At 36.9% G+C, this 12,864-nt stretch carries 16 protein-coding genes; 3 read left to right on the forward strand and 13 right to left on the reverse strand.

Annotated elements, in window-relative coordinates:
• Positions 1-210: 210 nt before the first annotated feature.
• Positions 211-783 (reverse strand): nucleotidyltransferase family protein, encoded by a 573-nt coding sequence (locus tag RYK12_RS07730; RefSeq protein ID WP_314848272.1) that lies wholly within the window; start codon positions 781-783, stop codon positions 211-213.
• Positions 764-1,762, reverse strand: a complete 999-nt coding sequence (gene ruvB, locus RYK12_RS07735; RefSeq protein ID WP_004239104.1) for a Holliday junction branch migration DNA helicase RuvB — start codon at positions 1,760-1,762, stop codon at positions 764-766. The genes RYK12_RS07730 and ruvB overlap by 20 nt, the downstream gene beginning before the upstream one ends.
• A gap of 132 nt (positions 1,763-1,894) precedes the next feature.
• Between ruvB and RYK12_RS07740 the strand changes: the two genes are divergently transcribed.
• The gene (locus RYK12_RS07740) at positions 1,895-1,987 is read left to right on the forward strand and encodes a type I toxin-antitoxin system Fst family toxin (protein ID WP_084862780.1); all 93 of its coding nucleotides are present in this window, start codon (positions 1,895-1,897) and stop codon (positions 1,985-1,987) included.
• 144 nt (positions 1,988-2,131) lie between these two features.
• Here the strand turns inward: RYK12_RS07740 and RYK12_RS07745 are convergent, their stop codons facing one another.
• Genes RYK12_RS07745 through RYK12_RS07755 form a run of 3 tightly spaced genes read right to left on the reverse strand, consistent with a single transcriptional unit; the run spans position 2,132 to position 4,529 of the window.
• Positions 2,132-2,860: an ABC transporter permease gene (locus RYK12_RS07745; protein WP_314848275.1), complete on the reverse strand. Its 729-nt coding sequence runs from the start codon at positions 2,858-2,860 to the stop codon at positions 2,132-2,134.
• Positions 2,861-3,601, reverse strand: coding sequence for an ABC transporter permease (locus tag RYK12_RS07750; RefSeq protein WP_049542653.1), 741 nt, complete (start codon positions 3,599-3,601; stop codon positions 2,861-2,863).
• Positions 3,594-4,529 carry an ABC transporter ATP-binding protein gene (locus RYK12_RS07755; RefSeq protein ID WP_314848278.1) on the reverse strand — a complete coding sequence of 312 codons (936 nt, stop codon included), beginning with the start codon at positions 4,527-4,529 and terminating at the stop codon, positions 3,594-3,596. Before RYK12_RS07755 ends, RYK12_RS07750 begins: the two co-directional genes overlap by 8 nt.
• A gap of 536 nt (positions 4,530-5,065) precedes the next feature.
• Between RYK12_RS07755 and RYK12_RS07760 the strand changes: the two genes are divergently transcribed.
• Complete coding sequence (locus RYK12_RS07760) at positions 5,066-5,926, forward strand: helix-turn-helix domain-containing protein (RefSeq protein WP_084888245.1); 861 nt, start codon at positions 5,066-5,068, stop codon at positions 5,924-5,926.
• Positions 5,927-6,008: 82 nt separating this feature from the next.
• Here RYK12_RS07760 and RYK12_RS07765 read toward each other — a convergent pair whose 3' ends face one another.
• Together RYK12_RS07765 and RYK12_RS07770 are read right to left on the reverse strand one after the other, a co-directional pair.
• The gene (locus RYK12_RS07765) at positions 6,009-6,203 is read right to left on the reverse strand and encodes a DUF5966 family protein (RefSeq protein ID WP_150922741.1); all 195 of its coding nucleotides are present in this window, start codon (positions 6,201-6,203) and stop codon (positions 6,009-6,011) included.
• An 86-nt stretch (positions 6,204-6,289) separates the two neighbouring features.
• Positions 6,290-7,638 (reverse strand): IS3 family transposase gene (locus tag RYK12_RS07770; RefSeq protein ID WP_314848281.1). Its coding sequence is split into 2 segments (ribosomal slippage): positions 6,290-7,197 and positions 7,197-7,638, totalling 1,350 coding nucleotides; the frame shifts between segments, so codons are not numbered across the junction.
• A 194-nt stretch (positions 7,639-7,832) separates the two neighbouring features.
• On the opposite strand from RYK12_RS07770, the gene RYK12_RS07775 reads away from it, so the two are divergent.
• The gene (locus tag RYK12_RS07775; RefSeq protein WP_084888247.1) at positions 7,833-7,925 is read left to right on the forward strand and encodes a type I toxin-antitoxin system Fst family toxin; all 93 of its coding nucleotides are present in this window, start codon (positions 7,833-7,835) and stop codon (positions 7,923-7,925) included.
• A gap of 816 nt (positions 7,926-8,741) precedes the next feature.
• Here the strand turns inward: RYK12_RS07775 and RYK12_RS07780 are convergent.
• From RYK12_RS07780 to RYK12_RS07805, 6 genes are all read right to left on the reverse strand, one after another.
• Complete coding sequence (locus RYK12_RS07780; RefSeq protein WP_061589611.1) at positions 8,742-9,158, reverse strand: GNAT family N-acetyltransferase; 417 nt, start codon at positions 9,156-9,158, stop codon at positions 8,742-8,744.
• Between the two features lie 11 nt (positions 9,159-9,169).
• Entirely contained in the window at positions 9,170-9,865 is a 696-nt protein-coding gene (locus RYK12_RS07785; RefSeq protein ID WP_153210025.1) for a GNAT family N-acetyltransferase, read from the reverse strand.
• Between the two features lie 94 nt (positions 9,866-9,959).
• Positions 9,960-10,379, reverse strand: coding sequence for a DUF3021 domain-containing protein (locus RYK12_RS07790; protein ID WP_314848286.1), 420 nt, complete (start codon positions 10,377-10,379; stop codon positions 9,960-9,962).
• A gap of 9 nt (positions 10,380-10,388) precedes the next feature.
• Positions 10,389-10,844: a LytTR family DNA-binding domain-containing protein gene (locus RYK12_RS07795; protein WP_261185078.1), complete on the reverse strand. Its 456-nt coding sequence runs from the start codon at positions 10,842-10,844 to the stop codon at positions 10,389-10,391.
• Positions 10,845-10,862: 18 nt separating this feature from the next.
• Entirely contained in the window at positions 10,863-11,705 is an 843-nt protein-coding gene (locus RYK12_RS07800) for an ABC transporter permease (RefSeq protein ID WP_290108971.1), read from the reverse strand.
• Complete coding sequence (locus RYK12_RS07805) at positions 11,705-12,571, reverse strand: ABC transporter ATP-binding protein (RefSeq protein ID WP_314848290.1); 867 nt, start codon at positions 12,569-12,571, stop codon at positions 11,705-11,707. Before RYK12_RS07805 ends, RYK12_RS07800 begins: the two co-directional genes overlap by 1 nt.
• Positions 12,572-12,864: the final 293 nt, after the last annotated feature.

Below are 12,864 nucleotides of genomic sequence, written 5' to 3' on the forward strand. Positions count from 1 at the left end.
TTGAGCAACCTGCGGCTAGCTTCCTAGTTTGCTCTTTGATTTTCATTGAGTATTATTCTCAGGCACAAAGCCCATTTTTCAAAAAAATAAGCCGCCTGATTGGGCGACTCTATTTTTTATAGGGAGATTATTATGAAAAAGTTTTAGGAGTTTAAGTTAAGGTCTTCTTAACTTATGGACTTAGTATACACTTCCTAGCTTAAAGTTTCCTTAAGTATTTTTAAAAATCAAATTTTTCCATTTCTCCTGCCAATTTTTCTTGGATAATCGTGTTTGATAGAGAGTCATTCGGTCTTCATTCTCTAAAAAATGAGGAGTTGGACGAACTTGAAAATTCAAAATTTCCTCCAAACCATAAGGTGCATAGAGTTCAAAATCAGATTCTTCATTCAAGCGTAGTCCAACAGCCGTACATCGTTCTGGATACTTACTCATAGCATCACAAGAGCTGCTATAGGGAGCAGTATGAGGGCTGTGCTGGTGCATATAGACCTGATTTTTCAACTCCCACTGGTACTGAGGAAAGTCCTCTCTCAGCTTTTTCTCCAGTAATAAGGTTTCCTCATAAGAAATATCCGGATCAAAGAAAATCACATCTACATCTGTTTCACAGTCAAAAGGGGATTTGTCTGACAAAAGATTCCAGATGAAATTTCTGACAGAACCTGCTGCCAACCACGAGTCTTTCAGACCAAGGTTTCGGATGATAGTCAAAATAGCCATCATATCCGGATTTTCTCTAAAAGCCTCTAGAATTTCTTGCTCATTTTTCACTGTATTCATAACCTAAATGCTCATATGCCTTAGCAGTCGCCACCCGTCCAGACCGTGTCCGCATGATAAAACCTTTTTGGATTAAGTAAGGTTCATACATGTCTTCGACAGTCTCGCGCTCTTCGGCGATATTCACGGAAAGAGTTCCTAAGCCGACAGGACCACCACCGTACATCTCAATCATGGTGCGAAGGATTTTTTGGTCCACATAGTCCAAACCTTCATGGTCAACATCCAGCATGGTCAAGGCCTTATCGGTAATAAGATCATCGATCACCCCATTCCCCATTATCTGGGCAAAATCGCGCACACGCTTGAGGAGTCGATTGGCAATACGAGGGGTCCCACGACTACGTAGGGCCAACTCAGATGCTGCCTCATGAGTAATTTCCATCTCAAAAATATCTGCCGTCCGCTCGACAATTTCCGTCAAGTCAGCATGAGCATAATACTCCATATGCCCCGTAATCCCAAAACGTGCCCGTAAAGGATTGGAAAGCATACCAGCCCGAGTCGTCGCACCAATCAAGGTAAAAGGTGGTAACTCCAAATGAACACTGCGACTGCCTTCACCAGCCCCAATCATGATGTCAATGTAGAAGTCCTCCATGGCACTATAAAGCACCTCTTCCACCGACATGGGCAAACGATGAATCTCATCAATAAAAAGGACATCCCCAGGCTCTAAGTCATTCAAAATCGCTACCAAATCCCCGGCTTTTTCAATGACTGGACCCGAAGTCTGCTTGAGATTGACACCTAGTTCGTTGGCAATAACAAAGGCCATGGTCGTTTTTCCCAAGCCTGGAGGGCCAAATAAGAGCACATGATCCAGCGCTTCATCCCGCATTTTGGCAGCCTCGATAAAGATTTGGAGCTGGTCCTTGACCTTATCCTGCCCGATATATTCACGTAAGTACTGAGGACGGAGCGTGCGTTCTACTAACTCCTCATCCCCCATTATCTCATTATCTAAAATTCTACTCATGGCTCTATTATATCAAAAAACCAATCCACAAACAAAAAAGCCACTGGATTGGTGCCTCCCGAGTTTAACACTTATGTGGAATAATATTCTACGGCACTACTACACCGCCTACGAAAGGAGGTGAGATAGCCCATGATGGAACTAATCCTTAAAACTATCATCGAACCGATTGTGGTCGGTGTCGTTCTTCGGCTAGTCGATAAATGGCTAAACAAGGACAAATAGTGTCAAAAAAGACCCCGAGCTTAATGTGGAAGTTAGCTTGGGGTCTTTTCTAGTCCATGATATAGAACTAGTACTCAATTCCTTTTTATTATCCCATAGTTCACAAAATTTTTCAAAGGTTTATACCCTCATCTACTCAGCTTGTCATTTATAAGCAAAAATAGTGTTCATCATGCGTTTATCTGCCAACAAATAAAGAAGACATGCCACCAAGGTAATCAGCCACACGGCATATACAGAAACTGTTAAAATCGTGAATTCCTCCATGATGATTAGTAGTAAATTTGCCAGATAATATCTCCCAACAACCGTTGTTAAAGTAAACAAACCTGCAAATGACAATAAAAAGGCAAGTGGTAGGGCAAGAATAAGTTCCTTCCGATATTTTCCTAAGAAGAGGACAATAATGCCAGCAGACAGTGTATAAGCAAAAGCAATTACTCCATAACCAAATCCCCACGATAAAATTGTAAGACTAGAGAAAGCAAAATCACCATCCATTAGCTCTAGGATAAGCATAGCCAAAAAGGTAAATTCACTGACTAGTAGATTTATCAACAAAGTAAGCATAAACTTCGCTTGGAGTAATCGTTTCAAATCGATAGGAATCAGTCTGAGATTCGAAATCGTTTTAGACACTTGTTCTATTCTTATCAAATCCACTAAAATCATGCTCGCAAAAGGGAGGAGAAAATAGTAGTTCAAAAAGAAGAAACCATTTTCTACATACCAACCATTCACACTACCGTACGAATGCCCTTGATAAACCTGATGACCAATCATAAACTCCAACAAAAAGAGCAGGATGGCTACAAAGGGAATCATATACAATATCTTTCGCCTTCTTAGTTTAGTCAATTCTAGCATCAACATTTATTCATCCACCTTTCTTAACCAAGATTTAATGGACAAGAAAGACAAAACAAGTAAAGATAAACCTAGTACAACAATCGATAAGATAGCTGGCTGTTGAAGCACCACTCCTTCTCTGTTTCCTTCCCAGATTAAACTGTTAGCACTTGTTACTGGACTGATATTTGGACTCGTCCTTGCTAAAAAAAATGACACTAAAACATACATGACACCAACCAAATTTCCAACTATCTCCTTGCCTCTTACTTTTATCATGACCAAAGCAACTAAAGGAAATACTCCCATGGGAATTAAGATACCACTACTCATACAAAGATAGAAGAATCTTAATAATAAAGACAAACTGACTGTCGAAGAAAAGCGGGATAGTAGTGCGAATAAGGAAACCGAAATATAGGTGAATAACATGATACACAGAGCGTTGATTTCTATATACAAAATCTTAGCCCAGAATGTCTTCATTAGATTTGCTGAAGCGAGTTTCAAGTTGTTCATGATGCGATAGCGATATTCTACACCAAATGCCTGTATTGTATAGGAAACACAATACAAAGGGAGAATCAAAAAGTTTAAATAAGACAAAGAAAATTTATAGACAAAGGGAAAGGAGTCAAACAATCCTCTCGCATCATTTACGTAATAACAGATGAGAGCTAGGTAGAGGGAAACAACACCATATACGACAAAATTCAGTTTTTGATGCCTTTGTTTGAGAAATTCAATCTTCACTAAATCAAGCAATTCCCTCACCTCCTGTTATCCGCTTAAAGTAATCCTCTAAACTTTCATTGTTTTTATAAGAATATTCTTTTAGAACTATTCCGTTATCTTTTAAGGAGTTAGATACGACTGCAATGTCAAAAGTAGGTGATTCTCCCTGAAGTTCAAGTTCTATATCCGAAAGAATACTAATCTGTTCTTGCAGATTTATCCTGCAAAGCACTTCCTTAGCTTGAGGAGCATCCGAAACAATTAGGTGGATTTTCCTTTTATCTGCACCATCTATTAATTCCTGCATAGTCTTTTCAGCCATAAGGTGGGCATCATGCAGTATCCCAACTCTATCTACAAGCTTTTCAAGTTCTGAAATAATGTGACTGGATATTAAAATCGAAATGCCATGATTGGTACTGAGTTCCTTTAGATAACGGCGCATTTCAAGGATACCAATAGGATCTAAACCATTTGTTGGTTCATCTAATATCAGAATTTTCGGTTGGTGCATAATAGCGTTAGCAATTGCCAACCGTTGCTTCATTCCCAGAGAATACTGCTTGAATAGTTTTTTATTTTCCCCATCTAATCCTACTACTTGTAACGCTTGCTCTACCTGTTTTAGCGAAATTCCTCTCAATCTTGCAAAAATAGAGAGATTTTCAGGGCCCGTTAAATTAGGATAAAAAGAAGCACTGTCCAATACCACACCGATTTGAGATAGCAAATCCTTAGAAAATTCACCTAACAGTTTTTCAGATAGAATATTCACTTCACCACTATCCATAGCTGTTAAGCCTAAAATAGCCTTGATAAAGGTTGTCTTTCCAGTACCATTTCTTCCTAGTAAGCCATAAATTTCTCCCTGTTTTAGCGTAAAGTCTATCTTATCTAAGATAATTTTCCCATCATAGGATTTTGATAAATTAGATGTCTGTATTACTGGATTTCTCATTTTATTCTCCTCCTAATATCTATACACCCACATCAAAAGACATAATAGAGTAGTTCCTGTATAACTACTTATATGAGAAGGTAATAAGGTATAGCAAACTTACAGTACCCCCTTTAAGTCCTTCAATCTATGACACGATTCATTATATAAATGTTACTTCACAAACATTTAATAAATAAATCCTCCAGTCCAAGATTAACTACACTAATTGTTGAATCTTGTTGTATAACTCTCGAACCCAAAATATATTGTAGTTGATTTATAGCTTTTTAAAGGAAACGCTTACAAAATAATCCTGAAAAAAGATGATATAAAATGATTTTACGAAACTTTGCTAAAATACTCATATTAACCACCTTTTTCTTATCTTTACACTTGTAAGTGTACTACTTTAAATCTTCTTTGTCAATAAAAATATTCTTTTTTTCAGTTTATTTTCTATTTATTCTTTTGAGACTATTTTTGTGTCAGGAAGTTGAAAAATAGAGATTAAAAGTATATAATTAATCATAAATTTATTTAAAGAAGGTTTAAAGATGAGCATATTATCTGACAAACTAAAAGCAAAGAGAAAAGAAAAAGGCTTCTCACAAAAAACACTTTCCGAAGGAATTTGTGAGCAAAGCCAAATCAGCAAAATAGAGCGTGGCAACTATATGCCTGCTGCTGATTTACTCTATAAACTTGCAAATCGGCTTCAAGTTCCTTTAGAATATTTTTTCGATGAACAGATTGAAATGACTTCCAATATAACACCGTTTAAGAAATTAGCAGAAAAATTACTTGAAGATCGAAATTACGAGGATTTAGAATACCTCTTAAACTTAGAAAAAGAAAAGTCTCAGTATCTGTCTACTGAGGATGAATTTTATCTTCTATGGATTCAAGCGATTATCCTTTTCTACTTACATAGTTCCAAAGATGAAGCTATCGCCAGTCTAGAAAACGCTTTGCCAAAGCTTTCGATCAGCTCATCTGTGTATCTTAAACTTCTCAATACTTTATCTAATTTTTATTTTTCTGTAGGGCGTGATGCAGAATATGAAGAAAATAACTCACTTCTTATCAGTTTGTATCAGGAAAAAGATTTAAACCACCAAGAGTTTTTATTTGGTTATATTCGAGTTAAACATAATTTCGCCTATTATTTACACTCTAAAGGGAAGGAGTTAGAAGCTGTCCAAGAAGCCTTAGAAACCATTGACTTTTGTAAACAAAAAGAGACCAGCTATCAGCTGGCGCCTCTTTTAACTATCGTTGCGAACGCCGGAAAAGATTTTTTAAAGCACGATGAAATTCTTGACTATTATTTACAGGCTCGTGATATCTGTAAAATATACGAGCACAAGCTCTTGATGGCTAAGATTGACCATTTTTTGAAAGATAAGGATAGGTGACTTCGATCGTAATAAGTTATAATTACCAATTAGCTAGAAACATAAAAGTGGAGAGGAACTAATGTAGTTTTCTCCACTTTTGTTAATATCCCCTCTTCCACTTGTATCCTGCCCAGCATGCTAAAGCCAGTAAAACTAAATTAAAGATGATAAAGAAAGTCACAAAACCAAATAATCCATTCTGGGATAAATCTTCTACATAAAGGTTGGATTCAGTAAAGAACAGATAAATTCCATAACCCTCCACGAAAATAAGAAAACTGACAAAACCAATCATAAGTCTGAGAAAAAAGTCTTTAAAATCAAAAAACGCATAATATCAGTGTTGAAAATGTACTGACCCCAAAAAGTTAGACAATTAATTTATCCGAAGGATTTAGTTCTGTATTGTACAGGGCTAAGTCCTTTTAGTTTTACCTTAATTCGTTTATTGTTGTAGTAATCAATATAGTCTACAATGGCTTGTTCCAATTGGTTAAGCGACTGAAACGACTTCTCATAACCGTAAAACATCTCCGATTTCAGAATGCCAAAGAAGGACTCCATCATACCGTTGTCTGGGCTGTTACCTTTACGTGACATGGATGCTTGAATTCCCTTACTCTCTAGGAACCGATGATAAGAATCGTGTTGGTATTGCCAGCCTTGGTCACTATGGAGAATCGTATTCTCATAGTGCTTCTCTGTGAATGCCTGTTCCAACATTGTTCGTACTTGTTCTAAATTAGGCGAACAAGAAAGATTAAAAGCAATAATTTCGCTGTTAAAGCCATCTAAAACTGGTGATAAGTAAAGCTTTTGAGTACTTGCTGGAATGGCAAATTCTGTCACATCTGTGTAGCACTTTTCCATTATTTTAGAGCCTTCAAATTTACGTTGAATGAGATTCTCTGCCTTCTTGCCAACATCTCCTTTATGAGAAGAATATTTTCGTTTCTGTCGCATTTTAGCTTGTAAATTGAGTACTTTCATCAAGCGTTGAACTCTTTTATGATTTACCAGATAACCACGATTTCTTAGTTCTAAATGAATCCGACGATAACCATAATTTCCCTTGTGTTCGATAAAAATGGATTGAATTTCAGCTTTAAGCTCTTGGTCCTTATCTGGTTTATCTAGCTGTTTCAAGTGATAGTAGTAGGTCGAACGAGCTAGTTTAATGGCTTTTAGAAGAATATCTAACGAAAACTCAGTCATTAATTCTTGAACAATTTCTGTCTTTCTTCTTTCTCTTTTTTCTCCTTCAATCGGAGTTCTCTTAACTTTTTTAGGATGGCATTCTCCGCTCTCAGGTACTCATTTTCTGCTTGAAGACGTTCTAATTCTGTCCTCTCTTCAGGTCTCGTTTTTGGCTTACGTCCCATTTTAGGTACTCTCCCTCTTGTTTTCTCAACAATAGTATACCCGTTTTTCTTGTATTGTGCTAGCCAATTAAGAAGTATCGTACGACTTGGGAGACCGTATTCAAGAGAAACTCTATCTTTAGTCCAGCCTTCATGTAAGACTTTATGAATCATTTCTTGTTTTAAATCAGGAGAATAGTAACGATTTTTTCCTTTTTTGACGAACTCTATTCCGTAACGATCAATCAATTTAATCATATACCTAAGATTAGAATTGTTTATCCCAAATTTATTTGAAAGCTTCTCTAAGCTATATCCTTGTTTTCTAAGTTCATAGATCTGAACTTTATCATCATAAGTTAATTTCATAATAAAAACACCCCAAAAGTTAGATTTTTTCTGTCTAACTTTTGGGGGGCAGTTCAAAACTTGATACTATGCGTTTTATTGTGGAAAGATTTACTTCATTTTCTCCTGAAATTGAGTTTTTGCCCAATTTCTCTTTTATGGTATAATATTGTTCGGCACTTCTACACCGCCTGCTAGAGGAGGTGAATTAGCCCATGATGGATACAATACTTAAAACTATCATCGGACCAATTGTGGTCGGTGTCGTTCTTCGCTTAGTCGATAAATGGATAAACAAGAACAAATAGTGTCAAAAAGACCCCAAGCTTATTTGGACGTGAGCTTGGGGTCTTTTCTAGCCTATGATATAGACACAATACTTAATTCCCTTTTATTATCCCACAGTTGACAAAATTTGTCAAAACTTTACATTCTCAGCTTCTCAAGCTTTAACCGCTTTACAACAAGACTTTCAAGTTTAAGAGAAAGTTAGGGATTCTATCAATTTCATAGAAATTTTGATTTAGTAAACGAAGAGACAATCTTACATGTCACTCCTCATTTAATACGCCACTACTGGACAAGCAAAATCATTATTACAGCAGTTCCAGTCCTTCAATTAACAGTCACCTACAATCAAATTAAGGTTGAATTCACTTAAATAGCAACAGACCTATTTCTTAGTCATATTCGCTAAAAAGATTCCCGCCAATTCCCCGACCAAAATCAGAAAAATATCGAAAAATGATTTTTAGAATAGTCCCCAAAAGCCTGAAATAGAGCCAAAAAACTCCACCTGATTGGGTGGAGTTAAGGGAGATTATTATGAAAAAGAAAAGTTTAGGATTTTATTAAATAAAGTTAGGAGGTCTTTATTTAATGACTATATAATACTAGACGAAACTTAAAACTAGCTTAACTTTTCTCAAATTCTACCATTTTTAAAAAAATTTCTATCAGCATCACCTCACCCTACAAAAAAGCCACCTGATTGGGTGACTTCATTAGGAGATTATGATGAAAAAAGTTTTAGGATTTCATTAAATAAAGTTAGGAGGTCTTTATTTAATGACTATATAATACTAGACCAGCCTTAAACTTTGCTTAAGAAAAAACAAGTTTTGTTATTTTTTACGATTCACCCAAGTCATACCTATACAATTATAGGTGGATAAGATTTCAAAGCCCATAGAACGATAGAATTCCAAGGTTCTTTCTGTCTGTTCTGTCACCAGCTGGACTTGATAGGCATCTTTGTAATCCTCTAAAGCCTCTTTCATCAAGGCACTACCAATCCCTTGACGCTGATAGATTGGTAAAACAATTAAATCCTGAACCAATATTGATGAGAATCCATCTCCAACCAAACGAATCAAGCCCACCACAGCATCGCCATCAAGCGCCACATAAATCACTAATGAATGAGATAAGGCCTGCTCCAGCATCTCTGGTTGATGGGTATAATTTGTCCAACCGACAGCCTGATAGAGATGCAAGACATCCTCTAGCTTGACAATTTCTTGCTTTTTAATAGTAATCATCTCAACACCTATTAAAGCTCTCTCAAGCTCTTGTACTGCTGTCCATTTTTATCAAAGTTTTCAGGAGTCAGCCATGCTATCAAACGAGATTTGACTTTGGGCCAGTCCTTATCAATCATAGACAACCAATCCGTATCCCTCGTACGCTCCTTATAAACCACTGCCTGACGGAAGGTTCCTTCATAAATAAATCCCAAACGCTCCGCAGCTCGTCTGGATGGCAAATTAAGAGAATCACATTTCCACTCATAGCGACGATAGTGGAGTTCTTCAAAAACATAGTGAGCGAGGAGATACTGGGCTTCAGTTCCTATCCGTGTTCCCCTGAGCTCTGGAGAAAAAGTGACCGCCCCCACTTCTATCACTCGGTTATTCTGATCAATGCGCATGAGAGAAAAAGTTCCCAAAGCCTTACCAGTTGACCTATCTATAATTGCATAGTAAAAACGGTCCTTACGAGCCAACATCTGATTTAAAAGGCTGACCAGTTCCTCCATGTCTGCTACTGGCTCCTGAAAGAGGTAAGTCCACATCTCCCGAGGCGTATCAGGGCCATAAACAGCTAATAAATCCTCCGCATGCTTTTCTATCGAGAGAGCCTCTATTCGAGCATAACGCCCTTCTAAGAAATCAATAGAAGGCAGTGCACCGGGTGTATAACCTTCCATTGACTCACCAATCATCTGACCATATTCGTTTACTGGCATTTTTCTTCTCCTTGTTTTACGCTGAAAATACTATATCACAAATTGTTCTCTTTGGAAACTGGCACTGTCTTCAAACTTCATCCTCAACACTATATTAGTGACCCGTTTTCTGTCTTTTATCCTCTAAGGCTTGATTAATTCGTTGGGTGAGTTTGTGAGTTTGCCAGATTTGATACAACCATATCAATCCATAAATTAACAAGAAAAAGAACCAAAGCAAGGGACTCCACAAGGCTGAACCCCAGCCAAAAAATAGAGAGGTCAATACTAAGATAGTAGCTGTCACTAATAAATGAACTCCTACACGTATACTAAAAGCAAGAAACTCTAGCTTTTCAAGTATTAAAGTCAATACCCCCATAATTCCACCCATTAAAAACAGAGCTAGAATATTTTTTGTCATTGGTTCAGGATAGGTAATGCTTGGATAACACTGAGCTAATAACATCATACTCAAATAAAAGAAGGAAGCCGTGCGCATTCCCGATACAAAATAATCAATTAATCGTTTCATGATTTTCTCCTATAAACCTAGATAATTCATTAAGGACTTAACGTATTTCCGACTCACACTAGATTTGATGCCCCGAGTCATTTTAGCCATCATGTTCCCTGAAAAGCTATCCGATAATGACTCTAAATGGTCAATGTTTATAATTGAATGTCGTGATATCTGTATAAAATTACGTCGGTTAATCCGATTCTGAAAGTTTGTCAATGTTTCCTTAGTTTTATAAATCCCGTCTACCGTATAAATGGTCAACAAGTTCTTATCGATATCTGCTAGAATAAGATCCTCAATTTTCACCATAACCAGATGATCATCCGTTCGAATAGGAATGACCACCTGATTGGTCGTTGAAAATTGTTCTAAATACTCCATGACTTCCCTTGCTTGGTCTGTTAACTGAGCTGCCTGAATTACAATATGTGGGTCCTTTTCGGAAAACTCTGTCTTCATTTCAAAACGAATCTTCATTTTCTCTCCAATATGCCTTTATTTTCTCTTGCTAAACACTTTAACAAATAAAAGCCAAAGAAGAATAGCAACGAGACTGATAATAACCACTATAAAGTATGTCTCTTCCTTTGTCAATAGTTCTTGCCAGTTGATTTGGATTCCCATTTTTTCTTGAAATTCCTTTAACAATCTGCTGTTTCCTGTAAATGCGGTCTCTAATGGTTCTTTCATTAAAATTTGTCGATAAAGAGAAGCAATATAAGTTGCAGGGGTACACTTCATGATAATCTGTGCAAAATCAGGTAGAACTCCAATAGGGACATAAGTTCCTACTAAAAATCCAGAAGCAGTTCCCACTATAGTTGCCAGTTTGCCAAGACTATCTACAGATTGAAAACGATAAATCAAGAGAATATTTATCAAACTTGAAAGCAGACTACTTAACAACATAATCAAAGCAATTTCCGGTAAATGACTGATAACTGGACTTTCTTTAAAATAAAGCCCCATAACAGCAAGCATAAACACCTGCATGACAAAAGAGATGGCAATACTACTGATTAGATAGGACACCTGTAAACCCCAGCTACCTAAATCTGTCAAGAAGAGATCTTGATCCACTTGATTTTCACGATCCTGTACCATTTGTGTAAGAGCCGTAAAACTGGTTGTAATCCCAGTCGCAGCCAAGATCCCACCCATCAGCCAGTTATTTAAAAGGTTCGTATTATCAGGGAGTTGGGACCAAGCATCCGTTAAGTTCTTCTGCAAAAAAATGATATAAAGGAGGAAAGAAATCAATGCCCCCAATAATGAGAAAAATACTCCTGAACGATTACGAAAATATAAGATAAAATTCCGTTTCAATAAAGCTAACATTAGCGAACCTCTCTTCCTGTAAGTGCAATAAAGGCATCATCCATGGTACCTGGACGAAACTCAAAAGAATCAATTTCTTCTCGTACTTTTGCCAAATATTCAATAGCTTCCAGTGATGTCCTTGGATAAAAAAGATATTCCAACTCATTTTCTTCCTTTACTGTCATTCCAGTCTGTAGCAACTTTTCTAAATCCTTCATTTCCTTAAAACGAATTTTTAAGATATTAGATGCATACTGACTTTTGATAGCAGTCGCAGAACCTTGCGCAATCACTTTCCCATGATCAACGATATAGATCTGATCCGCTTCATCCGCTTCATCCAGATAATGAGTCGTTAAGATAATAGTCATCCCTTCATCCTTTTGTAGTCGAGATAGTAAATCCCAAATGGCTTTGCGAGTCTGAATATCTAGACCTGTCGTTGGTTCATCTAAGAAAAGAATATCTGGCTGTGAAAGAAGAGCACGCGCAATATCAACCCTACGTTTTTGCCCACCTGACAAAGTCCCATATAGTTGTTTCTGGAAAGCAGTCAAACCTAATTGTTGGATCAAATCATCCACACGACTTGCTACAATCTCCTTATACTGTTGAGCACGAATCGCAAGATTTTCCCTAACCGTCAACATCTCATCCAGTACACTAGCTTGAAAAACTACTCCGATTTTCGTATTTGGCGCATATCGAATCTGACCTTTTGTCGGCTTTTTCAAACCGATTAACATGGAAATGGTGGTTGATTTTCCTGCACCATTTGGACCCAAAATAGCATTAAAACTCCCTTTTTCAAACTCTAACTGAATATCGTCAACAGCCATATAATCGCCGTACCGTTTAATCAAATGTTTAGCTTGTAAAATCATATTTATTTCCTCCTCTTTACCTCACCAGTTTAACAAAAATAATGAAAGAAAAATCGACTTTTGAGATAAGTGGTTAAAATGAGAGGTTAAGTGGTGAGATGATTAGGGTTAAGTTAAAGTAGAGAAGGCTACAGCCATTTTTCTCCTACCGAATTGCTAAATGAAGCTTAAAAACACTTACAAAAACACATTATATTTTTAAATATGCGCTATAAAAGAGATGTTTTACCGCATCTGGCCGAAAAATTCAAGAATCGGTAGTATTATTCTCGCCAAATCAAACAATAAAAAAT

It is taken from the genome of uncultured Streptococcus sp. (assembly GCF_963518475.1).
Taxonomy (GTDB): domain Bacteria; phylum Bacillota; class Bacilli; order Lactobacillales; family Streptococcaceae; genus Streptococcus.

Coding starts and splice junctions, on each gene's coding strand:
- ruvB (WP_004239104.1), bottom strand. CDS start 1,762: ATGAGTAGAATTTTAGATAATGAGATAATGGGGGATGAGGAGTTAGTA.
- RYK12_RS07740 (WP_084862780.1), top strand. CDS start 1,895: ATGATGGAACTAATCCTTAAAACTATCATCGAACCGATTGTGGTCGGT.
- RYK12_RS07755 (WP_314848278.1), bottom strand. CDS start 4,529: ATGAGAAATCCAGTAATACAGACATCTAATTTATCAAAATCCTATGAT.
- RYK12_RS07745 (WP_314848275.1), bottom strand. CDS start 2,860: ATGTTGATGCTAGAATTGACTAAACTAAGAAGGCGAAAGATATTGTAT.
- RYK12_RS07790 (WP_314848286.1), bottom strand. CDS start 10,379: ATGAAACGATTAATTGATTATTTTGTATCGGGAATGCGCACGGCTTCC.
- RYK12_RS07805 (WP_314848290.1), bottom strand. CDS start 12,571: ATGATTTTACAAGCTAAACATTTGATTAAACGGTACGGCGATTATATG.
- RYK12_RS07760 (WP_084888245.1), top strand. CDS start 5,066: ATGAGCATATTATCTGACAAACTAAAAGCAAAGAGAAAAGAAAAAGGC.
- RYK12_RS07775 (WP_084888247.1), top strand. CDS start 7,833: ATGATGGATACAATACTTAAAACTATCATCGGACCAATTGTGGTCGGT.
- RYK12_RS07785 (WP_153210025.1), bottom strand. CDS start 9,865: ATGCCAGTAAACGAATATGGTCAGATGATTGGTGAGTCAATGGAAGGT.
- RYK12_RS07730 (WP_314848272.1), bottom strand. CDS start 783: ATGAATACAGTGAAAAATGAGCAAGAAATTCTAGAGGCTTTTAGAGAA.
- RYK12_RS07795 (WP_261185078.1), bottom strand. CDS start 10,844: ATGAAGATTCGTTTTGAAATGAAGACAGAGTTTTCCGAAAAGGACCCA.
- RYK12_RS07780 (WP_061589611.1), bottom strand. CDS start 9,158: ATGATTACTATTAAAAAGCAAGAAATTGTCAAGCTAGAGGATGTCTTG.
- RYK12_RS07765 (WP_150922741.1), bottom strand. CDS start 6,203: ATGATTGGTTTTGTCAGTTTTCTTATTTTCGTGGAGGGTTATGGAATT.
- RYK12_RS07800 (WP_290108971.1), bottom strand. CDS start 11,705: ATGTTAGCTTTATTGAAACGGAATTTTATCTTATATTTTCGTAATCGT.